Below are 21471 nucleotides of genomic sequence, written 5' to 3'. Positions count from 1 at the left end.
CTGAGCATGCAAGCATATATTAATTTATACTTGAAATTCGAATAAATAAACATGTTTGTGTTGCATTAAAGCTTGTTTGCGATTCTATTTGTTCTTGCTTATGGCGTCCAGTGCGCGTCTTTATTAGAGCTAGGTAGATGAAAAAGACACTTGCTATCCTTGCTGTCGGTCTTCTCTGCACCATCGCTGCTTTTGGTGGGGTGACGCTTGCCATCGGTACCGACGCGATGCTGGCGCTTGCGGGCCTCAGCGATGATGCGACAACAGATGCCCCAACCAAACAAGATCACGCTGCCGAAGGTGACGCGGAGGTTAACGCCGACGCAGAGGGCGCGCATCAGGAAGCGCAGGATAAGCAGGGAAAGATGCCAGTTATGCCCTTTCCCGAGATCATCGTGAACGTCACCGATACTGGCATGAAGGGGCGGCAATCGAGCCGGTTTCTGAAGCTGAACATGCTGATGGTCTATGACGACACGCAAGAGGGGGCCGACCGGCTTGTAGCGCGCGAGATTTATCTGCGCGACAGTTTCCAGGATTTTCTGCGTCAGTTGCACGTCAGCGACCTGAAGGGCAGTCACGGTTTGGCCATGATGAAGACAGAACTGCTGCGCCGGGCGCGCGCTGTGGGTCATACCCAGGCACCTGTCGAAATTCTCATCGCGGACATGGTGATCCAATGAGCAATACATCGGCGTCACCGAAGGAAACGCTTGAGGAGACGATGATCCGCCAGGCGCGCGAAAGTTTTCAGCGTTTGCCGACGCTTGAGATCATTATCGACCGTCTGCTGCTGGCACTTGTGCCGGATATGAAATCGTATTGCACCATCGCGCCCGAAATTGAACTGAGCGCGCTTGAGTACATGCCTTGTGAAGATGCGATGGAATCCATCGCGGCACCGTCGCTGATCGCCATTGCAGTGGCTGATCCCTGGGACAGTCAGGTGGCCTGCGTTGTCGAGCCTGACTTGCTGTTTTCGGTGCTGGAGATCATGCTGGGCGGGCGACGGGCAACCCAGAACGAATGGCAGCCCCGCAATCTCACCGCTATTGAACAAAAACTCGGTCGCCGCCTCGCCGAGCTGTGCCTCACCGCACTCAGCACCTGCTTTGCCGAAATCAGCCCGGTTACCTTTACCACGCAGACGCTTGAATCCAATCCACGCTCGGTGATGTTGGCGGCCCCCAGAACGGCCACGCTGCGGGTCCGTTTGAAGCTGTGCTTTGAAGATCGCAGTGGTCATATGACGCTGATCCTGCCTTACGGTGCGCTGGATGACGTCAGCGCCCATTTGGCGCAGCCGTTCCTTGGCGGACGCTTGGGCGGCGACAGCAGTTCGCGCAGCGAGATGAATAGCCAGTTGTCAGGCACAAACGTGACCGTTACCGGTGTCCTACAGGAAATATCAATCCCGCTGCGGGACGTGCTGAACTGGAAACCCGGCGAGGTCATTGATCTGGGCATGACAATCGACACGCCCGTGATCGGGAAGGTTAATGCGCAACCCATGTTTCAGGCATCGTTTGGCCAGCGCAATAACGGCGCGCTGGCGCTGCGGGTGATCCGCTCCTTGTTGCCAAGAGATATCAAAGAGGAGATCGCGGATGCTTCCGACGTTGATTGATATCATCATCGTCGTGCTGTTGATTGGCACGTTGGTCTACGCCTACATATTGGATCGGCGGGTACGTAACCTGCTGGCCAGCCTGCGCGAGATGGAACCCATGGTAGGCGCATTTTCCAGCGCAGTCGATCAATCCGCGCGCTCGGTCGAAGATCTGCGAGGGCTGAGCAAAGTCACGCGCCGCGCCGAGCCACCGGTTCAAAAGGCACGCCAAGTTGCACCTGTCGGGGGTCACGACGACGTGGCCCCGGCGCGACACTCGGACAAAGGCGGCTTTTCAGACATCAAGGTAAAAAGCCCGGTGCGGGGACAGTCCACAGTGCCGGGCAAGTCCGACTTGGTTCGCACCTTCTTTGACATTACAAAGGAGCGTCAGAAATGAAGCTCATTTCGGTGCCGAAACTTGTGGTGTTTAGCCTGGGGACCGCTGCAGTGATGAAACTCGCAGTCGATTTTATTCCCATGACCGCCATCGCCGCACCCGCCAGCGACACTACATCAGCGCCGGTCGAGGTGGCAGAGCCGTCGTCAAAGCCTACCTATGATGCCACAGCGCCTGGCACGAGCGGCATGTGTGAGCCCAGCCATCTCATCGCCGAGGCCATCGCCGAGGAACGCACTCTTTTAAAAGGGCAGCGAGACGCAGTGGCAGACCGCGAAGCGCGTCTGGCACTGGCCGAGGAGAGCCTCAAGGTCGAGCAGGCCCGTCTGGCCAAGGTTCGCGATGAGATCGGGGCGCAACTGGCGCTGATCGAGGAGGCCAATGCGCAGGACATGACCAAGCTGGTCGAGTTGTATCGCAATATGAAGCCACAGGTCGCCGCCAGCATTATGGATGAAATCGACATCGAAACCGCGGTTCAGGTGATCGGTGCCATGCCAGAGCGGGACGCAGCGCAGGTCATGGGAGCCTTCAGCCTTGTGCGGGCGCGGGCGATCACCAAGATCATTCTTGAGCGGTCAAAACTGCCCGCCGACCGCAACCTTGAAGGGCTGCGCCTGCGCTGATCCTCAATCCTCGCGCAGGTGTGATCCTGCGGGCGGCTTGCGTCGAACATTGCGACGCATGTCCATCACGAAACCGATTATTTCTGCGACAGCCTGCCAATGTTCCATTGGAATACGCTGGTCGACCTCGACGGCACTGTGCAGCGCGCGGGCGAGCGGGCGGTTTTCGATCATCGGGATGTCATGCGCACGTGCCAGTTCACGGATACGATGCGCCATCACATCAGCGCCTTTGGCGACGCAGATCGGTACGTCGTCCTTGCCCTGTTCATACTTCAGCGCCACCGCGAAATGTGTCGGGTTGGTCAGGATCACGCTGGCGGTCGGAATGGCCTGCGCCATCCGCTGACGGGCCCGTGCCCGGCGCAACTCGGCGCGCCTTGCGCGGATTTGGGGGTCGCCCTCACTGTCTTTATGTTCGTCGCGCACCGCCTTGAGGCTCATCATCTGCTTTTTCTTCCATTGAAAGCGTTTCCACAGGATGTCGGCCAGCGCGATAGGCACCAGAAACACAGTGGTCACGAGGAAGATCCAGCGCACCTTGTCCAGCGTGGCTGCAGCCAGCGTTTCAGGCACAAAGCTTTGGGTTTGCCCCAGCGATTGGGCGATATCGCGCACGGCCCACACAGTAATGAAACCAATCACCAACACCTTGGCAGTGTTCTTGAGGAACTCGACAAACGCGTCGATAGAGAACAGTCGTTTGAACCCTGACAACGGGTTAAGTTTTGATAGTTTCGGCCTGATCCGCTCGGTCGAGACCACGGTATCTCCCTGTACCATGACCCCAAAGAGTGCCGCCAAGACCATGATCCCGGCAATTGGTGCCAATGCCAGTCCAAGCGTAAATCCAAGATCCTTCAGCACCACTCCTGCCTCGGTTAGCCCGGTGCTGCCCGTGCCGATGTCAGTGATGCCAGCACCCCGCAGCGGGCTTTGCAGCGCGGCGACAATGCGCCCGGCCGATCCGGGCAACACAAAGACAAGGATCATCAAAAGTGCAAAAACCACCATGGCCGTCCCGGTTTCACGCGATTGCGGAACGTCGCCTTTCTTGCGCGCGTCCCGCAATTTCTTGTCGGTCGGTTCTTCCGTGTTTGAACTTTTGTCCTCTTCCGACATCTGATCAGAATCCGTAGGTGGCCAGCCATTCCGCAAAAGGCTCTAGGAACCCGCGCATCATGGTTGGAATTGCCAGAACCATCAAGGCCAGCCCCGCAGCGATAAGCAAAGGCTGCGCAATGAAGAAGACCTGCAAGCTTGCCATCATCCGGTTGGCCAGACCCATGCCCACGTTCAGCACCAGCCCCGCCACATAAAAAGGAGCGGCGATCGAAAGGCCAAGATAAAGACTGACCTGTACGGCGCGGGCAAATTGATCCATCAGGTCGGGAAGCATGAACCTGCCCGGTTCAAAGACCTGATAGGACATCAGTAGCGAATGTATGATCAGGTGGTGCAGATCGGTGACAAATATCAGCGCAGTGGCCCCGACCAACAGCATCGCCGCCATGCTCGTCGCGCCTTCAAAGGCGCCGATGTTGGGGGCCAGCGCATTGGCAAGCCCTGACATCAGTGCGATCTGATAGCCCGCGAATTGCAGCGAAGACAGGAGCGTACGGGCCACCAAGCCGATCCATAGACCGATAGTGATTTCAGCACCAAAGATCAGCATCAATGCGGCGGGCCGGTCTTCAGTTACAGGGCCAAGGCCAGTCGCAGGATAAAGAGCGGCGCTCAGCACCAGGCCAAACAGCAGGCGCTGCCGTACGGGCACCGAAGTATCGGCAAAGCCCGGCATGAACAGCAAGGCCGCACCCAGACGTGCAAACACCACGAAGTATCCCATCAGCGCATCGCTCAGCAAAGCGGACAGGTCCAAGGTTCAGCCTCCGATGGTGGCGACGGTTCGCAATGACACTTTGCGGTGGATTTCGGCGTTGGATATGACGGGCGTCATCGGGCTGACCCGCTCCAACATAGACCGCACATAGGACCGGGCCTCTGGGTTGACCATCAGGGCGGGCCAGGTGTCTTCGCTGGCAAACCGCTGAATCTGATTGCGGGCTTGCAGGACAAACTCCTGCACCCTCTTTGGCGACATGACAAAAGTGCGGTCTTCGCCCACGATCTTTACGGCTTCGATAAATTCCGTCTCCCAGGCCGGGGACAATGTGATGACCGGCACGAAGCCCTGATCGTCGGCCAGCCCCTGACAAATTTGGCTGGACAGGCGGCGGCGGACGTTTTCGAGGATCAACGCAGGCTTGCTGGTCTGGCGCGTGGCCTCGGCCATCGCCTCGACGATCAACGGCAGGTTACGGATCGACACACGCTCCAGCAGCAATTCTTGCAACACCTGTTGAACCATGATCGCGGGCGAGGGCACAGGCAGGTCGTTCACCAATTTCTGATAGTTCCGGTCCAGCCCGTCAACGGCCTCCTTGGCAGAGCCATAGGTCAGCAATTCGGCCATGTTCTCCTTGACCACTTCGGTCAGGTGGGTGGTGATAACGCTCTCGGGGTCGACGACGGTATAGCCCTGAGCCTCGGCTTGATCTGCGACTTTTTGATCGACCCAAAGCGCATCCAGCCCGAACGTTGGTTCGCGGGTTTTCTCACCCGCCAGTTGCAGCGGCGCACCGTCTGGATTGATCACCATCATCTGATTGGCGCGAATGTCGCCGCGCGCCACGTCAACGCCGTGGACCTGAAAGACATAACTGTTGATCGGCAGGCTGACATCGTCCTTGATCCGGACCGATGGCATGGGAAACCCGTATTCCTCGGCGAAGTGTTTGCGCAGTGACTTGATCTTGCTTGGCAAGACCGCGTCGGGCCGATTTGCCAGCCCAACCAGCCCTTCGCCCATCACCAATCGCAACTCGTCCAGCCGCATCGGATTGTTGTCGGCTTCGGGGGCGGCTTTTCTTATCTCCTCCAATGCGTCGACGCGGGCTTTTTCTTCTGTGGCCTCGGTGGCAGTGCGCTGAATAGCAAAGCCAAGCCCGGCCATAGCGGCGGCCAGCAGTGTGAAAATGAGTATCGGAAATCCTGGCAGCAGACCGATCCCGAACAGCAGCAACGCCGCCATGTACAGCGCTTTGGGGAAATTCGACAATTGGTCAAGCACGGCCTCGTTCGCCGCGCCGCGCGTGCCGCCCTTGGTCACGATCAGGCCAGCGGCCAGCGACACAACAAGCGCAGGATCTGGCTGACCAGCCCGTCGCCGATGGTCAGCGAGGTAAACACATTGGCCGCATCGCCCACGTCCATTCCGCGCTGTACGACCCCGATCAGGATGCCGCCGATCACGTTGATCAATGTGATGATCAGCCCCGCTACCGCGTCGCCGCGCACGAATTTTGACGCACCATCCATTGCACCGAAAAAGGCACTTTCGTCTTCCAGTTCCTTGCGACGGCGGCGGGCTTCGTCTTCGTCAATCAACCCGGCGCCCATATCGGCATCAATCGCCATCTGCTTGCCCGGCATCGCATCAAGCGAGAACCGCGCGGCCACTTCGGCGATACGCGTCGAGCCCTTGGTGATGACGACAAAGTTGATGACCACGAGGATGGCAAATATCACGATACCAATCACAAAGTTGCCGGCAACGATGAATTTGGAGAACCCCTGAATGACGTCGCCCGCGGCATGCAGACCCGCGTGGCCTTCGCTGAGGATCAGGCGGGTGGACGCCACATTGAGCGACAGGCGCAGCATGGTCGTAACCAACAACAGGGTCGGGAAGGAGTTGAACTGCAAGGGCGAAGGTATCCAGAGTGCGACCATAAAGATCAGCACGCTGAGCGAGAGCGACAGCGCAAGCCCGAGATCCAGCAACATCGGCGGCAGCGGCAGAAACAGGACCACCAGCACCAGCGCCATGCCCACAGCAAAGCCGACATCCTTGTTGGCGCGCAGCATGTTCATGCGCGGCAGGGCGGCTGGGGGTTTGGTGCTCATCCGGATGCCTCCGACGTGACCGTCGTGAACTGTGGCAGCACGGGTTGCATTTCTTGGGATGAATAGAGCGAGGTGCGCGCATTTGCGTCGCCGCCCAGATGCGCGCCCCATGTCGCGCGGGCGACAGTGATGCTGCCATCAGGCTCGCGGCTCACCGGCCGTGTGCTACCGGGTGCTGTGCGATGCGGTGCGCCGCTTGCAAGGGCGACAAACTCCGGTAGTCGGGCATTGGCGGCTGAAATGTTCTTTTGCAGACGGGCCAGATAAACGTCACGATACTCAGGCTCAAACGAATGATATGACCCTGCCGCCAGCATCCAGTTGCCCGTGCGCCGGTGCAGCCGTTTCAGGAACCGCGCGGCATAATCGACGTTGATGCGGGGGTCGAACCCCTGCGCGGCATTGTCAAAGGCATCGGGGTGCCAGCGCAGATTGATCTGCATGCACCCCACGTCAATGGACCGAACCCCCGCGCGCTGTCGCTCTGCCACCCAGTCAAGCGCCGCGGCCCGGCTGTCAAACAAACGACCCGTGCCTGCGGCGTTCACAGCAAAGGGCCAGACTGTGAAATGTCCGTTCCGCCTTGTGCCTGCTTCTTGCAGGCCGATGGCCAGCAGCAGGTTGTCGGGAATGCCGTGACGCGCCTGAGCGGCAAGGATTTCGCGGATGCAGATACCGTGCTCGCCCCCACGGGCCACGTTGGAACGAGGTACAGGGGCTGTGATGGCGGGCTTGGAGGTGGGAACATAAAACCGGGCCCACCCCTCAGCCTGTGCAGCACCGCCCAGCATCAGCCCCAGCGCTGCGGTGCGTAGCAGCATACGTGGCATTCGCATCACAGCCCGCCATTTCCGACAAGGTCGAATACCGTGTCCGACAGGTGTTTGAGCGTGGCGTACATGAAAGGTGTCGCCACCAGCAGGGTAACAAAGATCATGACGATCTTCGGCACGAAGGTAAGCGTCATTTCCTGAATTTGCGTCAAGGCCTGAAAAAACGCGATCACAAGCCCGATAACCAGCGCCACCCCCAGGACCGGACCGGACGCCAGAAGCACGGCCAGTATGGTGTCAGAGATGATGTCATAGGCTTCGGTTTCGTTCATGGCCTAGATCGGCATCCGCAGAATTTCCTGATAGGCTTCGACAAAACGGTCACGAACGGACACGGCCACCTTGACCGTGGATTCCATTGCCAGCATGGCTTCGACCACGTGCTGTGTGTCGGCTTCTCCGCGCAGCCCTGCCTGGGCCGTCGCTTCGCCCGCGCGCACGGTTTCAAGCGCGGCTTCGGATGCGCTGCGAACCATCTTGCTGAAATCATTGGCGCTGACCTCTTCGACTGCGCCTGCGCCCTTTTGGCCCGTCAGAGACTGTGAGGTGCGATAGGCCCCGCGGACGGCGGCGGTCGAGATCAGGGAGACGGGATCGCTCATGTCTGTCTCACTTCAGCAGATCGAGCATTTGGCCGCGCATCCGGCGGCCTGCTTCGAACATGTTCATATTGGCTTCGTAGTTCCGCGAGGCTTCGCGCATGTTGGTCATCTCGATGATCGGATCGACATTTGGCCGCTTGACGTATCCTGTGTCGTCGGCGGCGGGGTGCGAAGGATCGAAATTCAGGCGAAAGGCGCTTTGGTCGCGCCCGATGTTGTCCACTTCAACCAGCGACGCACCGTTGGTGCGGTCGATCAGTTCGGAAAAACTGATGGTCTTGCGGCGGAACGGGTCTGCACCGGGGGTCGTGCCTGTGGAATCCGCGTTTGCCACGTTTTCCGAGATGATCCGCAGACGCGCCGTCTGTGCGGTCATGCCGCTGGCGGCGATCTTGGCGATAGACTGAAGAGGATCCATGCGTGTTCCTTACCTGCTGCCGGTGACTGCCATTGTCAGCAGGTCATAGCTTTTGCGATAAAGCTGTGCTGCCATTCTGTACTGGTCGCTGATCTCGGACGCGCGGATCGCCTGCTCTTCCAGGTTCACGGTATTGCCGTCCAGCGTCGTTGCCGTTGACGTGCTGTCGTTGATCTCGCGGATGCCCTGTGCGGCGCCGGCCCAGCTTGAAATATGCTTGTCATGGGTGGTGGCCAAACCCGCCTCGGTCGAGGTCCGATTTTCCAGCAGCGTCGAAAAGGACGACACATCTTTGGCCTGATAGTTCGGCGTTGCCGCGTTCGCGACATTTTCCGAGGTCACCTTTTGGCGCGCCGAAAGCCACGTCATCCGGTCTGACGCAAGGCCAAAGATAGAAAGATTAGACAAGTTCATTTTTGCGTTACCGTCCTTCTAATTCATGTATAGTAAATTTTAACCTTATATCCTAGAGGAAATTATCCATGCAAACCATCTTTTCCGAGCTGACAAGCTTTGCGCGTGAAGCTGGAGAAGCCCAGATCAGTGGTGAGGTCCGGGCAATCACCGGGATCACGCTGACGGCGGTTGGGCTGGAACGGGTACTTGGGATCGGGGAACGCTGCATCGTGCATGGCTCCACCGGGCCGGTTCACGCCGAGGTGGTGGGGCTGGGAACGCAAGGCACCGAATTGCTGCCCTTTGGGTCGTGGCGCGGTGTCGCGGCAGGGGACCGCGTCGAGGTGGACACCGGCGGCGATGTCATCCGCCCCGACGAAAGCTGGAAAGGTCGGGTTATCAACGCATCTGCCCAACCGCTTGACGGCAAAGGCCATCTGCCCGAAGGCACCACCGCCCGGGCGCTGCGCGGATCACCCCCCGGTGCCTTTGACCGCAAACGGATCGGTCCGAAGCTGGCCACACAGGTCCGCGCGCTCGATATCTTCACACCGCTTTGCCGGGGCCAGCGTCTGGGTATCTTTGCCGGCTCGGGCGTCGGGAAATCGACGCTGATGGCGATGCTGGCGCGCCACACCGAATGCGACGTCGTGGTCATGGCGCTTGTTGGCGAACGCGGGCGGGAGGTGCAGGATTTTATCGCCATTGATCTGGGCGAAGAAGGGATGCGCAAAGCGGTTCTGGTCGTCGCCACCGGAGATGAACCGCCCCTGACACGTCGCCAGGCCGCCTGGACGGCAATGGCGGTGGCTGAACATTTCCGCGATCAGGGCCAGCATGTGCTGCTGCTGATGGATAGTGTGACTCGCTTTGCCATGGCCCAACGCGAGATCGGCCTTGCCTCTCGCGAACCGCCGACGGCAAAAGGCTATCCGCCGACTGTTTTTTCGGAACTGCCGCAGATGCTGGAACGTGCGGGGCCGGGGCCCGAGGGCAAGGGCGACATCACAGCAATTTTTACTGTTCTCGTAGACGGCGACGACATGAACGATCCGATTGCCGACGCGGTGCGCGGGATCACAGATGGGCATATCGTGCTGGACAGGCGCATCGCTGAAAAGGGTCGCTATCCTGCGATTGACCTGCTGGCGAGTGTATCGCGCACCTTGCCCGAGTGTCACAGCGCGGTGGAATACACCCTGCTGACCGCCGCGCACAAAGCGTTGGCCGCACATGCCGATATGGAAGAACTCATCCGCATCGGCGCCTATCGCAGCGGCAGCAATCCAGAGTTGGACCGCGCCATCGCCTTTGCAGGCCCGTGCGAGGCATTTCTGACGCAACGAAAATCAGAACAAACCACACCTGACACATCGTTCGCCGAAGTCGCCGCGCTGCTGGACAAGGCAGGCATCAGCCCGGACCCAGGCCCGAGATGATCATGACCACCACCTAGGGTACGGCGCATTTGTGTGCTTCGGCGTCTTTAGCGTGCCCGCATTAGGTTGGTCGCATACGCAGCTAGGCAAGGAAAAGTGGATGATAAATCAGCCGTCCACGATTTGTTAAGCCTCTGAAACTACCGTCCCGCAACGTAGATCAGCGGGGCGACAGATGATTGGTCTGAAACAAATTCCTTCTCAAACAGAAGGCCGCATCCGGCTTTTTCACATTGTTGTGGTTGTATTGTCCCTGATGCTGACCATCACCGCTTGGCAGTTCTCGAAATATCAGGTCGAGAAACAGACCCAGTTGGTTTTTGAGGCGTCGCGCGATCAGGCACTGGGGCTGATCGTTGATCGCATGAACAAATATGAAGATGCGTTATGGGCTGGCGTTGCGGCCGTTGAATCCCACGGCGATGACATGTCGTATCAAGAGTGGAAAACTTTTGCCCGAACCCTGCGCATCGACGAAAGGTATCCAGGGATCAATGGCATCGGGTTAATCAACGCCCATAGCGAAGAGACCCTAATTGCATATCTCGCCCGGCAACGGCAATTTCGCCCTGATTTCCGGGTGTTTCCCACCCATAGTCAGCCCATCAAAATGCCCATAACGCTGATAGAGCCGACAGCGACAAACGCTGCCGCTGTGGGGCTCGATGTCGCGCATGAACGAAACCGCCGCACGGCGGCATTGGCAAGCAGGGACACAGGAAAGGCGCGCATAACCGGGCCGATCACGCTGGTTCAGGATGCCGACAGCACGGCAGGTTTTTTGTTTTACGCTCCCCTTTATCGGGGCGAGCGGCCGACCACTATTACAGCCCGGCAGGATGCCTTTTTGGGGGCGATCTATGCGCCTTTCGTGGTTCACAGGTTGATGGAAGGATTGTTATCCGAGGATCTGCGCGACATCCGGTTCAGCATCCGCGATGAGGACACGTTGATCTATGACGAACATCAGCCGCAGGATCCTACGTATGACCCCAAGCCCTTGTTTGCGGAAACGGTTGGGCTGGACCTATATGGCCGAACGTGGACGGTGGATATCAGGACAAACAGCGCCTTTCGTAAAAATAATACTCTATCGAAGCCGATGTTCATCCTGATCGCAGGTTTATTTATCGAGACTTTGATTGTCGCCTTATTGTTCCAGATGGCGCGGGCAAATACTCGGGCCGTCGCCTATGCCGATGAAGTGACCCTTGCGCTACGCCATGAATCTCTCAAGCTCGCGGATACAAACGTAGCACTTTCTAATAAAAATCACGAGCTTGAGCAGTTTGCCTATGTGGCATCACATGACCTGAAAACGCCACTTCGCGGGATTGGCACACTGACCGAGATGATCGAAGAAGATCTGGAAGGGTATTTCGCCGCGGCTGATGCCAACCCCGACGTCGCCGCGAACCTGACCCGCATTCACGACCGGGTTCAGCGCATGAACGAACTGACGCGCGGTATTCTTGATTATGTGCAGATCGGCCGCAAACCGGCTGAGGACGCGCCTGTGGTGCTCGACACCTTGATTGCTGCACTGGTTTTTGACTTCGGGCTTCACCAGGCTGACCAATTGCAACTTACAGGCGACGTTTGCGAAGTTGATACGGACACCGTCCATTTCCGACAGGTCATTGAAAACCTTGTGGGAAATGCGATCAAATATCATCACGATGTCGATCATCTGTTGGTTAAGGTCAATGTCACCGCGACAGGCGGGCGGTACCGTGTGTCGGTCACAGACAACGGCCCAGGCATCGCGCCAGAGTTTCAGGAAAAGGTGTTTCAGGTTTTCCAGACGCTTCGGTCAGGTGGTGATGCGGAAAGCACGGGTATCGGGCTGTCCATCGTCAAAAAAGCGGTGGAACGTCATGGTGGCAAGATCACTCTGATATCGTCCCTCGGTCACGGGGCGACATTCGCATTTGACTGGCCCATGAATGAAGGCATCATCGCGGCTGACAGCATCCGCGCTGCATAATCACAACGGGCTTGGCTGCTACCGAACGTCGGCGTCTATTCCACCTGCCGCTCAGGCTCCGACCATGCACGCGCGCAGGGTCGCCGCGAGGCGTGCAATACCCTGATTGGTCGTACAGATCCCCGGCGACAGTCGCAATGTTGCGCCGCGCGCGTCGGTGAAGACCGCCGCCTCACGCAGCGCGGCAACTGCGGCATTGCTGGCCTCGGCTGAGGGGCAGCGGATCATGACGCTTCCTCCCCGCGCGTCTTCGGTGCGCGGGGTGGCCAGCGGCAATGCCAGATCATCGGCAAGCGAAATTAGCTGTGCCGTCAGGGCGCGGTTATGATCGCGCAGACGGTGCGGCGGCTGGGCGAGGTTCCATTCCAGCGCAGGCAGGGACGCCGCCAGTGCCATCATCGCAGGCGTGCCGTGATCAAAGCGCCGACTGTCCGGGGCAAAGGTGAACTTGTCCAGATCCCACGAAAACGGGTTCTCCTGCGAAAACCAGCCTCGCAATTCGGGCGTACAATGGTGCAGTAAGGGTTCGGCCACGTGCAAAATGCCAGCGCCGGAGGTGCCACAGAGCCATTTCAGACTGGTTGAAAGGGTGAAATCCACAACCGGAGCCATCACGTCAAAATCCAGCAACCCGGCAGCCTGGGTAATGTCCACACCAACAAGGCTGCCCTTGGCACGTCCATGTGCGACCAGCCTGTCTAGGTTGCAACGATGTGACGCGGTCGACGTAACCCAGGTCAGCAGTGCCAGACCGACATCATCGCCCCACTGGGCAATCATGTCATCGTCTTCGACCCAAGTTGCGCCTTGGCGCAGCGGCACGGTATCCAGTGTAAACTCAAACCGATCTGCAATGCCCGCCAGCAAAAAGTGCAGTGAAGGAAAGCAATCCTGCGCCACCAGCACCCGCTTGCCGCGCAGATGCTGGGCGGGCAGGGCGCCGATCAGCGAATATAGCGCCACGGTGACATTTTCCGCAGTGGTCAACGTACCGCGGGGCGCGTTTATCAGTTGTGACCAACCATCGATAAAGCGTGTCTTGAGCGGCAAGACGTTTGGCCACTGGCTGTCGTCAAAACAGCCCCAGAGGTCGGCAAAGTCCGCCGTTGCGCGGCGCATCTCGCTGGCTTTGTCAGGGTATTGGCCAATGGAGTGATAGAGAAAATATCCCGACCCATCTGGCGTGGCGGTTTTTTGCATTGCTCGTATCCTCGCGCATCGGGCTTTGGGGTCAGCCCAATTAACCGCAGTTCGTCCGTTTTGACAGAGGTGTTTGCCAACACGACGGCCCAACGCGCCGCCCTGATGCCGTGGTGAACGTTGCCCAGCACGCCAAGGTTGGTGGAAAATACCCTGAAAATACACTGGCGTTGAGCACTAAGATGACTATGGTCCGCCCTGTGGTCCGGGAGAAACAGGAGAGTTGCGCGATGAAATTGATGCGGTTTGGGGATCGGCAAGGGGTCAAAACGCCCACTGTCTTGGACCACGATGGGGTGGCGCGGGATGTATCGGGCATAGTGCCGGACTTCACGCCGCAGGTCATCGAAGGCCTATTTGATCGACTGCGCGGCGTCGATCTGACCACGCTGCCGATACTGGATACGAAAGACAAGCGTATCGCAGCACCCGTCGCACAGCCCCGCAATATCTGGTGTATCGGACTGAACTATTCCGATCACGCGGCCGAGGCCGGTCTGCCCGTGCCCGACGAGCCGATCCTGTTCAACAAATCAAGCGTGACCTACTGCGGCCCAAATGACCCGATCCTGTGGTCCGACAAGATGACCAAACTCGACTGGGAGGTCGAACTGGGTGTGGTAATCGGAAAATCTGCGTTAAACGTCAGTCACGCAGACGCGCTTGATCACGTGTTGGGCTATTGCGTCGTCAACGATGTATCCGAAAGGGCGTGGCAGCAGGAACGTGGCGGGCAGTGGACCAAAGGCAAAAGTTTCCCCAACTTCTGCCCGACGGGTCCGATGCTGGTCACCCGCGACGAAGTGCCAGATCCGGGTCGGCTTGCCATGTGGCTGGAGGTCAACGGCGAGCGCGTACAGGATGGCAGCACGGCGCGGATGATTTTCGACGTGGCGACGATCGTATCCTACATGTCAGAATTCACCCGGTTGGAACCCGGTGATCTGATTTGCACCGGCACTCCTCCGGGTGTTGGGGCAGGGTTCAAACCGCCCCGGTTTCTCAAGCCCGGCGATCAGGTGCGGTTGGGGATCGAAGGTCTTGGTGAGCAGACCCAGAGCGTGACGCCGTTAGCAAAAGGCTGATTATGATGCGGCGTTCAAGGCAATGATCCGAAAATTTCGGTAGGGCGGCGCTCTATCTTGAGCGGTATCCAACCACGGGCGGGTGCCACATGACAACGACTGACGCCTCAAAACTCTTGCATGGCGCGCGCACGTTGGTCAACTTGACCGAACTTTAGCCCCTGTACCTGCAGGCCCATCCGCGACGTGCGCTCCGCGCTTAGTCGGAAAGGCCTGTCTCGATAGACGCTTGCTCCTGTAGCGGTAGGGTTAGCAGGAATGTACTGCCTTCGCCTTCGACGCTTGTGGCAGTCAGGCTGCCGCCGTGCGCCAATGCAATATCGCGCGAAATGGCAAGGCCAAGTCCGGTGCCGCCAAAGCGACGCGCGGCGCTGGAATCGACCTGATGGAACGGCTCAAACACGCGCTCCAGCTCTGCCTCCGGGATGCCGATACCACTGTCTGACACCCGGAATTCCATCGTGTCGCCGGTGTTCGTGACCACGAGCCGGACTTCCCCTGCATCCGAAAATTTGGCGGCATTGCTGATAAGGTTGATCAAAATCTGTTGAACCCGTTTGGCATCGGCAATCAGGATGCCGGGCTGGCAGATAACGTCAAACTGCAACCCTTTGTCTTCGACCAGTGGGCGCATCTGATCGACGGCAGGCTCAACGATATCGTCGATATCGACAGGTTCCTTTTCGATCGACAAGCCGCCTGCGTCGATCTTGGCAAAATCCAGCACTTCGTTGATAAGCATGAGCAGGTGGTTCCCAGACCGCTCCACAGTGCTCATGATTTGCGACATCTTGTCGAAGGTTGCTTCTAATCTGGGTTGCAAGTTTTCCGGGCCACCGGGCAATTCGTTGATGGCATCGGACAGCGCGCGCGCGACAGGCTGTTTGTCGAAATGGCGTGCCAGCCGCACATGGCCCAGGATCACAGTCAGCGGTGTGCGCAATTCGTGGCTAAGCACACCCATGAAGTCTGTCTTGGCCTTGTTCGCGTTCTCAGCGGCCAGTTGCGCTTTTTTGAGGTCAGTTACGTCGATGCGCAGGCCCACGATGCTGCCATCTTTCATCCGTCGGTCCGAGGTCTTGATGATCCGCCCGTCCAGCATGCGCTGTTCGGTGTCAAAAGCGCCCTGTTCCTGCTTTTCTAACCAGATGCGAACCCACTCTTTTTCGTTGCCAATGGCGTCTGGTACCAGCCCGCGTTGAATGCTGTCGCGCACGATGCTTTCATATGTAACGCCGGGGGCGACAACATCGCGCGCGCTGTGCATTTCCTTGTACTTGTCATTATGCACCACCAGATTTCCATCGGGGTCGAACATGACGAACCCATGATCCAGGGCTTCGATCCCATTATAGAGGCGTGATTCCGCGATGCGACGGGTCTCGGCCAGTCTCATGATGTACGACAAAAGCGCCATCGCCGCCGATATTCCGACGATCCGTATCAGCCAACGTCGGGCGTAGTTTGGCCGCTGTGCTGGCCAGCCGCCGTCGGTCGTGGCGGCCATTTCCCACTGCCCGATCGAGAAGTTGAAGCCCAGCGTGATCGGATCGTGCAGGGCTACATCGGGATCGCCCAGGATTATCTGCTCCACAAGGCCGTCACTGTTGACCTCGCGGATGACGACATCATAACGCTCTTCGATTTCGTTGATCTTTAGCTTTTCGACAAAGCGCTGATAGTCGACCACCATCGACAGGATCCCCCAGGCGCGCCTTGGCGCGGTGTCCCCATCGCTCATCGCGTAAAAAACCGGCTGCCTCAGGATCAGCCCCTGACCACCTTGCACCAGGTTCACAGGGCCGGTTACCAAACCTTCGCCGGTCTCCATCGCCTGCAATACCTTGGGGTATTGTTCGGCGTTGGTTCGGTAATCCAACCCGATCACGCTCTCGTTTCCCTTCAGCGGGTGGACGATTGTCACCACCTGATCCGGTGCGGCTGCGACGTTGATCACGTCTGGGTTTTTGTCCAGAAAATCCTGTGCCCGCGCGCCAAACTCTTGCTGATTGATGCGGGGGTTTTCACTGATGATCGTCGCCAGTTCGCGCAGCTTCAGGATCTGGTCGAATATCTCAGTCTGAATCTTTTCGCGCACTTCGATCAGTTCAATTGTCGCTTCCATTTCCAGATCCTGCACGTAGGTCTGATAGGATAGATCTTCGATCCGATAGCCAAAACCAAGGATAACCAGACCGAAAGTCAGCAGGATCACGATCCGTTTGATGCGCTGCGAGGAGCCCCCAGTCGCAGGTGTCTTGGTGACTTTGGCCAAACCTTGTCCTTTCAGGCGTTAATGCCGATGCCGCACGAAATCGGGGCCCGTGCGACCCTGATCCAAGTTTGACTGACCATGGCGTATGCTGAATTGATTTGCCTAGGGCAAAGCGCGTGCACCCGTGCCAAAGATACTACTTGTGGCTGTAAAGACTCTAAAGCGACCGCAGCATCGCAATGGTTTTGACCACGGGACCGAGGATCTAGCGCCTAAGATTGCGCAAAACCCCGCGCAGCGCTTTGATGTCTGACGGATTGGAAAGTGTTGGCGCATGGCCACAGTCACCGATTTCAGAAAGGCCGGGTCGCGGCCCGGAGGCACACATCCGCGCCGCCGTGTCGGGCAGCAGCAGATCCGACTGTGCGCCGCGAAACAGGTGACAGGGCGTGCGGATATCCTGCCAACGATCCCAACTGCGCAGTTCATGCCGGGAAGCGGTAAACTGGGTCGTGATGCGCGGGTCGTAATGCAACGTCAACTGGCCATCATCCCGTCGCCGCAATGATGTGCGCGCCATGCGCTGCCAGAAACGGTCGGACGCTGGACCAAAGGGCGCGTAAACGGTACGCAGCCATATCTGCGCTTCGGCAAAATCCGCAAATTTTGGCAACTCGCCGACATAGGACAAAATACGGTCGATTGCGGCGTCGGGCAGTTCGGGCCCGATGTCGTTGATGATCAGCGCAGTGATCCGGTCTGAATCACGACCAGAGGCAAGGCGCATACCAATCAACCCACCCAGCGACGTGCCGAGCCACGCTGAGCTGTCAATTTTGTAGTGGTCCAGCAAATCGGCGGCGATGCCCGCGTAATATTCAACCGAGTATTCGGCATCGGGATTCTGCGACCAACTGGACATGCCGCGGCCGATCATGTCGGGGCAAAGCACGTGAAAGCTGTCTGAAAGGGCCTGCGCCACTTCGTCAAAGTCGCGGCCCGTCCGCGCCAACCCGTGAGACATGACAAGCGCGGGGTTGGCCGGATCGCCCCATTCGGTCACGTGGATTTCATGATCCATGACCGGCACAAAGGCAAAGCGCGGCAAGGACATCAGCGCACGCCTTTCTGCATCACCGTGCCGGTAATCCCGCGCGGAAAGAAATAGACCAGAAGGATAAAGATAATGCCCAGCCAGAACAGCCAGCGGTCAGGGTTAAGCAATTCCGGCAGCAGGGGAATGTTCGCCGTTGCCTCAGCCGCAGCGCCCATCAGATCGCGCAGGTAATATTGCGCCATGACCATCAACACCGCGCCCACAACCGCACCCCACATCGTGCCCATGCCCCCAATCACGACCATCAATAAGATGTCGATCATGATGGCAAAGCTCAGCGTGGTGTCCGGACCGGTGTATTTCAGCCAGACCGCATAGACTGTCCCGGCGAGCGACGCGATCGCCGCCGACAGGCAGAACACAAAGGTGCGGTAGGCCACGACGCGATATCCAATCGCCTCGGCGCGGGCTTCGTTTTCGCGGATGGCCTTCAACACCGCGCCCAGCGGGGCGGCCACCACGCGCAGCATCAATAGGAACAGCGCCAGTGACGTGAAAAACACGAAATAATAGGCCGCCAGCTTGCCGTTCAACTTGACCCCGAACAGCGTTACCACCTTGCCATCGGCATCTACCATCAGCTTGGTCGCGGGTTTGAAAAGGTCCGGCGCGCGGTAGGTGATGCCATCCTCGCCGCCGGTGAACTGTGACAACTGCGATGCCAGCACCAGCGCGACCGACGCGGTGGCCAAGGTGATCATCGCAAAAAAGATCGCCTTGACCCGCAAGCTAAGCAGCCCCACGGCGGTGGCGACGATAACCGAAACAAGCACACCGGACAGCCCCCCAAGCAGCACAGCATCCCAACCCGCCCCCATCTGCCGCAGCAGGATCGCAGCGCCATAAGCGCCAAAACCAAAGAACATGGTATGTGCAAAGCTGACGATCCCGGTGTAGCCGATCAGCAGGTCATAGCTGGCTACCAGCACGATAAAGATACAGATGCGCGCTGCCACTTCCAACGCACGCACGTCCTGAAACAGAAACGGTGCAAACAGCAGCAGGGTGGCGATGATCAGCACGGCAGTTTTTACCGCGATGGTGCCATAGGTTGATTTGGTCTGCATGCTCACCTCACTTCACCGCCGGGCGCAACCCATTGGGCCGCCACAGCAGGATCGCCGTCATCAGGATCATATTGCTGGCCAACGCCAGTTTCGGCGCCAGAAAGCCGACGTAGTTCGCCGTCAGCCCGACCAAAAGCGCCCCCAGAAGCGTGCCTTCGATGGAGCCTAGGCCGCCAATGATGACCACAATAAAGACCACGATCATCATCTCACCGCCGAGCGCCGGAGTGATCAACGTCTCGTATCCCGCCCACATCGCACCGCCCACCGCCGCCAGCGCCGAGCCGACCATGAAAACGCCGATGAATAACCGGTCGATGCGAAAGCCGAGTGCTTCAACCATTTCGCGGTTTTCCACGCCGGCGCGTACCAGCAGCCCGATGCGGGTGCGGTTCAAAACAAGGTATAGGCCGATGAACGCCGCCAGCCCCAGGCCAAAGGCAAAGATGCGGTAGATCTCGATGCTGACATCCCCAATGATCCACGCTCCTTCAAGGAACTGTGGCCGCAGAACCGTGATTGGTGTGCCGCCCCAGACGGCGAGGATGATCTGCTCTGACACGATCAGCGCGCCCATGGTGATCAGGATCTGGCGCAAATGATCATGATAAACGGGGCGGATGATCACCGTTTCAAAGAACCACCCTGCGGCAAGGCCAAAGGACATCGCGGCAATGATGGCAAGACCGAGTGCCGCAATGTTCAGCAGCACATTATCCGCCCCCAACCAACCGCTAAGCGCGGCCAATACCGAGGCGGCAACAAACGCGCCAAAGCTGATAAACGCGGAATGACCAAAGTTGAGCACGTCCATCAATCCAAAGATCAGGCTGAGCCCTGAGGCCATCAGAAACACCATCATCCCCATCGCCAGCCCCGCCACGGTCAGTGTCGCCCAGGACGATGGTGCACCGATCAGCACAAAAGCGACGAGGGCAAGGACCAGCGGCAGCAGATAAACCCCGCCGAGACGGCCCATAATGTCCGAAATTCGTTCCATGTATTTCCTCATGCGGCCAAGCCCAGCAGCCGATTTTGCAAATCCTTGTCGGCGGCAAAGCCCGCCATAGTGCCGCTGTGCACCACCCGCCCATCGTCGATCACGGCCATGTCGCGGCCGATGCTTTTGGCAAAGTGGAAATTCTGTTCGACCAACAGGATCGTAGCATCCTGTGAAATCTCGACAAAAGCGTCGGCCATTGCCGCAACGATGGCGGGCGCCAGCCCCTTTGTCGGCTCGTCAATCAGGATCAGTCGCCGGGGCTCTACGATGGCGCGGGCCACAGCCAGCATCTGTTTCTGCCCGCCCGAAAGGCTCCACGCCTGTTTGGTCCAGAACCGTTCCAACGCGGGGAACAGCGTATAGATGCGTCTCAGCCGCGCTTCGTCAAACTGCCCCTTGGCAGTGGCCAGGATCAAGTTTTCCTCGACCGTCAGGCTGCCAAAGATACCCATGTTTTCCGGTACATAAGCAATGCCACGGCGGGCGATGTCGGCGGTGTGCAACCCGGTGATGTCGCGGCCGTCAAATTGCACCGACCCCGGCGTGGGTTTCCACAGCCCCATGATCGACCGCAGTGTCGTCGTCTTGCCGGCGCCATTGCGCCCCAGCAGGACAAACACGCCACCTTCGGCCACATCAAGGCTGACGTCATGCAGCACGGCGTACTGGCCGATATCGGTCTTCATTTGATTGATGCGCAGCAGGCTCATGCGGTTTCCTCCGTCGCGGTGCCTAGGTAGACATCCCGCACGATCTGGCTGTTCATCACTTCATCGGGGGGGCCATCCGCCAACAACTCGCCGTTGTGCAGCACGATGATCCGGTCGGCGAGGCGGCGTACCACCTCCATTTTGTGTTCGACCAGCAGCACGGTTTTGGTCGGATCGGATTTGATCTGGCCGATCAGGTCCAGCACATCGGGTGCATGGTCCAGCGACATGCCAGCGGTGGGTTCATCAAACATGTAGATGTCCGGTTCCATCGCCATCAGCAGCGCCACCTCCAGCTTGCGCTGGTCGCCATGGGGCAATGCAGTCGCAGGCAGATGGGCAACACGGGTCAGCCGCGCGGCTTCAAGGTAATGTTCGGCATCGCGGATCAACCCGGTGAACCGAGAGACGGGGCGCAGCAGGCGCCAGCCGTCCCCGGCGCGGGCTTGAACGGCCAGGCGGATATTCTCAAGCACGGAGAGCTGCGGAAACAGATTGGTCAGCTGAAAGGCGCGGCCCACGCCCTGACGCGCACGCGTCGAGGGGGCCATGCGTGTCAGATCGACATCACCTTTCATAACCTGCCCGGATGTGGCGGCCAGCTGGCCGGAAATCAGGTTGAAATACGTGGTCTTGCCCGCCCCGTTCGGCCCCACGATCACGGTCAGCTCGCCGGGGTGAAAGGCGCAGGACACAGCGTTGACGGCAACGTGACCGCCAAAACGAATGGTCAGATCGCGCGTGATGAGCGAAGGCGTCGGCATATTGGGAAAAACCTTTGTCGCGGGGGCTGGC

Annotated in this window: 21 protein-coding genes and 1 pseudogene; 7 read left to right on the top strand and 15 right to left on the bottom strand. The window is 58.7% G+C overall.

All coding sequences use genetic code 11. The features are described from left to right. The first annotated feature begins 137 nt into the window (after positions 1-137). Genes AC1965_RS15280 through AC1965_RS15265 form a run of 4 tightly spaced genes read left to right on the top strand, consistent with a single transcriptional unit; the run spans position 138 to position 2635 of the window. Positions 138-683, top strand: a complete 546-nt coding sequence (locus tag AC1965_RS15280) for a flagellar basal body-associated FliL family protein (protein WP_483884705.1) — start codon at positions 138-140, stop codon at positions 681-683. Next, positions 680-1627, top strand: a complete 948-nt coding sequence (locus AC1965_RS15275; protein ID WP_483884704.1) for a flagellar motor switch protein FliM — start codon at positions 680-682, stop codon at positions 1625-1627. Before AC1965_RS15280 ends, AC1965_RS15275 begins: the two co-directional genes overlap by 4 nt. Next, positions 1608-2009 (top strand): flagellar motor switch protein, encoded by a 402-nt coding sequence (locus tag AC1965_RS15270; RefSeq protein ID WP_483884703.1) that lies wholly within the window; start codon positions 1608-1610, stop codon positions 2007-2009. The genes AC1965_RS15275 and AC1965_RS15270 overlap by 20 nt, the downstream gene beginning before the upstream one ends. Beyond that, positions 2006-2635 (top strand): MotE family protein, encoded by a 630-nt coding sequence (locus tag AC1965_RS15265; protein ID WP_483884702.1) that lies wholly within the window; start codon positions 2006-2008, stop codon positions 2633-2635. Before AC1965_RS15270 ends, AC1965_RS15265 begins: the two co-directional genes overlap by 4 nt. A 3-nt stretch (positions 2636-2638) precedes the next feature. Here AC1965_RS15265 and flhB read toward each other — a convergent pair whose 3' ends face one another. The 8 genes and pseudogenes from flhB to flgB all read right to left on the bottom strand — a co-directional run bounded on the left by flhB (position 2639) and on the right by flgB (position 8871). Further along, entirely contained in the window at positions 2639-3757 is a 1119-nt protein-coding gene (gene flhB, locus AC1965_RS15260) for a flagellar biosynthesis protein FlhB (RefSeq protein WP_483884701.1), read from the bottom strand. A gap of 4 nt (positions 3758-3761) precedes the next feature. After that, positions 3762-4517 (bottom strand): flagellar biosynthetic protein FliR, encoded by a 756-nt coding sequence (locus tag AC1965_RS15255; protein ID WP_483884700.1) that lies wholly within the window; start codon positions 4515-4517, stop codon positions 3762-3764. A gap of 3 nt (positions 4518-4520) precedes the next feature. Next, positions 4521-6604: pseudogene (flhA, locus tag AC1965_RS15250) on the bottom strand (flagellar biosynthesis protein FlhA). Continuing rightward, positions 6601-7434, bottom strand: a complete 834-nt coding sequence (locus tag AC1965_RS15245) for a lytic transglycosylase domain-containing protein (RefSeq protein WP_483884699.1) — start codon at positions 7432-7434, stop codon at positions 6601-6603. The pseudogene flhA and the gene AC1965_RS15245 overlap by 4 nt, the downstream one beginning before the upstream one ends. Before the next feature lie 5 nt (positions 7435-7439). Then, on the bottom strand, positions 7440-7709 hold the full coding sequence (gene fliQ, locus AC1965_RS15240; RefSeq protein WP_483884698.1) for a flagellar biosynthesis protein FliQ: 270 nt from the start codon (positions 7707-7709) through the stop codon (positions 7440-7442). Between the two features lie 3 nt (positions 7710-7712). Then, positions 7713-8039: a flagellar hook-basal body complex protein FliE gene (gene fliE, locus AC1965_RS15235; RefSeq protein ID WP_483884697.1), complete on the bottom strand. Its 327-nt coding sequence runs from the start codon at positions 8037-8039 to the stop codon at positions 7713-7715. A gap of 7 nt (positions 8040-8046) precedes the next feature. Continuing rightward, the gene (flgC, locus tag AC1965_RS15230) at positions 8047-8457 is read right to left on the bottom strand and encodes a flagellar basal body rod protein FlgC (RefSeq protein ID WP_483884696.1); all 411 of its coding nucleotides are present in this window, start codon (positions 8455-8457) and stop codon (positions 8047-8049) included. Positions 8458-8466: 9 nt separating this feature from the next. Next, the gene (gene flgB / locus AC1965_RS15225; protein WP_483884695.1) at positions 8467-8871 is read right to left on the bottom strand and encodes a flagellar basal body rod protein FlgB; all 405 of its coding nucleotides are present in this window, start codon (positions 8869-8871) and stop codon (positions 8467-8469) included. A gap of 68 nt (positions 8872-8939) precedes the next feature. On the opposite strand from flgB, the gene AC1965_RS15220 reads away from it, so the two are divergent. Together AC1965_RS15220 and AC1965_RS15215 are read left to right on the top strand one after the other, a co-directional pair. Next, positions 8940-10292, top strand: a complete 1353-nt coding sequence (locus tag AC1965_RS15220; protein ID WP_483884694.1) for a FliI/YscN family ATPase — start codon at positions 8940-8942, stop codon at positions 10290-10292. A gap of 175 nt (positions 10293-10467) precedes the next feature. Next, entirely contained in the window at positions 10468-12279 is a 1812-nt protein-coding gene (locus AC1965_RS15215; RefSeq protein WP_483884693.1) for a sensor histidine kinase, read from the top strand. 51 nt (positions 12280-12330) lie between these two features. On the opposite strand, the gene AC1965_RS15210 is transcribed toward AC1965_RS15215, so the two are convergent. Continuing rightward, positions 12331-13479 (bottom strand): aminotransferase class V-fold PLP-dependent enzyme, encoded by a 1149-nt coding sequence (locus tag AC1965_RS15210; RefSeq protein WP_483884692.1) that lies wholly within the window; start codon positions 13477-13479, stop codon positions 12331-12333. Between the two features lie 230 nt (positions 13480-13709). Between AC1965_RS15210 and AC1965_RS15205 the strand changes: the two genes are divergently transcribed. Further along, positions 13710-14564 carry a fumarylacetoacetate hydrolase family protein gene (locus AC1965_RS15205; RefSeq protein ID WP_483884691.1) on the top strand — a complete coding sequence of 285 codons (855 nt, stop codon included), beginning with the start codon at positions 13710-13712 and terminating at the stop codon, positions 14562-14564. Between the two features lie 199 nt (positions 14565-14763). On the opposite strand, the gene AC1965_RS15200 is transcribed toward AC1965_RS15205, so the two are convergent. From AC1965_RS15200 to AC1965_RS15175, 6 genes are all read right to left on the bottom strand, one after another. Further along, on the bottom strand, positions 14764-16839 hold the full coding sequence (locus AC1965_RS15200) for a sensor histidine kinase (protein ID WP_483884690.1): 2076 nt from the start codon (positions 16837-16839) through the stop codon (positions 14764-14766). A 205-nt stretch (positions 16840-17044) separates the two neighbouring features. Continuing rightward, entirely contained in the window at positions 17045-17893 is an 849-nt protein-coding gene (locus tag AC1965_RS15195) for an alpha/beta fold hydrolase (protein WP_483884689.1), read from the bottom strand. Continuing rightward, positions 17893-18963, bottom strand: a complete 1071-nt coding sequence (locus AC1965_RS15190) for a branched-chain amino acid ABC transporter permease (RefSeq protein WP_483884688.1) — start codon at positions 18961-18963, stop codon at positions 17893-17895. Before AC1965_RS15190 ends, AC1965_RS15195 begins: the two co-directional genes overlap by 1 nt. A gap of 7 nt (positions 18964-18970) precedes the next feature. Then, entirely contained in the window at positions 18971-19963 is a 993-nt protein-coding gene (locus AC1965_RS15185) for a branched-chain amino acid ABC transporter permease (protein WP_483884687.1), read from the bottom strand. 8 nt (positions 19964-19971) lie between these two features. Then, entirely contained in the window at positions 19972-20676 is a 705-nt protein-coding gene (locus tag AC1965_RS15180) for an ABC transporter ATP-binding protein (protein WP_483884686.1), read from the bottom strand. Beyond that, positions 20673-21440: an ABC transporter ATP-binding protein gene (locus tag AC1965_RS15175; protein ID WP_483884685.1), complete on the bottom strand. Its 768-nt coding sequence runs from the start codon at positions 21438-21440 to the stop codon at positions 20673-20675. The genes AC1965_RS15180 and AC1965_RS15175 overlap by 4 nt, the downstream gene beginning before the upstream one ends. Positions 21441-21471 lie beyond the last annotated feature (31 nt).

Source organism: Sulfitobacter sp. KMM 9851 (assembly GCF_057178245.1).
Note: the sequence above shows the minus strand (reverse complement) of the source record. Positions and strands in the feature narration are given on the sequence as shown.

Coding starts and splice junctions, on each gene's coding strand:
- AC1965_RS15280 (WP_483884705.1), top strand. CDS start 138: ATGAAAAAGACACTTGCTATCCTTGCTGTCGGTCTTCTCTGCACCATC.
- AC1965_RS15275 (WP_483884704.1), top strand. CDS start 680: ATGAGCAATACATCGGCGTCACCGAAGGAAACGCTTGAGGAGACGATG.
- AC1965_RS15270 (WP_483884703.1), top strand. CDS start 1,608: ATGCTTCCGACGTTGATTGATATCATCATCGTCGTGCTGTTGATTGGC.
- AC1965_RS15265 (WP_483884702.1), top strand. CDS start 2,006: ATGAAGCTCATTTCGGTGCCGAAACTTGTGGTGTTTAGCCTGGGGACC.
- flhB (WP_483884701.1), bottom strand. CDS start 3,757: ATGTCGGAAGAGGACAAAAGTTCAAACACGGAAGAACCGACCGACAAG.
- AC1965_RS15245 (WP_483884699.1), bottom strand. CDS start 7,434: ATGCCACGTATGCTGCTACGCACCGCAGCGCTGGGGCTGATGCTGGGC.
- fliQ (WP_483884698.1), bottom strand. CDS start 7,709: ATGAACGAAACCGAAGCCTATGACATCATCTCTGACACCATACTGGCC.
- fliE (WP_483884697.1), bottom strand. CDS start 8,039: ATGAGCGATCCCGTCTCCCTGATCTCGACCGCCGCCGTCCGCGGGGCC.
- flgC (WP_483884696.1), bottom strand. CDS start 8,457: ATGGATCCTCTTCAGTCTATCGCCAAGATCGCCGCCAGCGGCATGACC.
- flgB (WP_483884695.1), bottom strand. CDS start 8,871: ATGAACTTGTCTAATCTTTCTATCTTTGGCCTTGCGTCAGACCGGATG.
- AC1965_RS15220 (WP_483884694.1), top strand. CDS start 8,940: ATGCAAACCATCTTTTCCGAGCTGACAAGCTTTGCGCGTGAAGCTGGA.
- AC1965_RS15215 (WP_483884693.1), top strand. CDS start 10,468: ATGATTGGTCTGAAACAAATTCCTTCTCAAACAGAAGGCCGCATCCGG.
- AC1965_RS15210 (WP_483884692.1), bottom strand. CDS start 13,479: ATGCAAAAAACCGCCACGCCAGATGGGTCGGGATATTTTCTCTATCAC.
- AC1965_RS15205 (WP_483884691.1), top strand. CDS start 13,710: ATGAAATTGATGCGGTTTGGGGATCGGCAAGGGGTCAAAACGCCCACT.
- AC1965_RS15195 (WP_483884689.1), bottom strand. CDS start 17,893: ATGTCCTTGCCGCGCTTTGCCTTTGTGCCGGTCATGGATCATGAAATC.
- AC1965_RS15190 (WP_483884688.1), bottom strand. CDS start 18,963: ATGCAGACCAAATCAACCTATGGCACCATCGCGGTAAAAACTGCCGTG.
- AC1965_RS15185 (WP_483884687.1), bottom strand. CDS start 19,963: ATGGAACGAATTTCGGACATTATGGGCCGTCTCGGCGGGGTTTATCTG.
- AC1965_RS15180 (WP_483884686.1), bottom strand. CDS start 20,676: ATGAGCCTGCTGCGCATCAATCAAATGAAGACCGATATCGGCCAGTAC.
- AC1965_RS15175 (WP_483884685.1), bottom strand. CDS start 21,440: ATGCCGACGCCTTCGCTCATCACGCGCGATCTGACCATTCGTTTTGGC.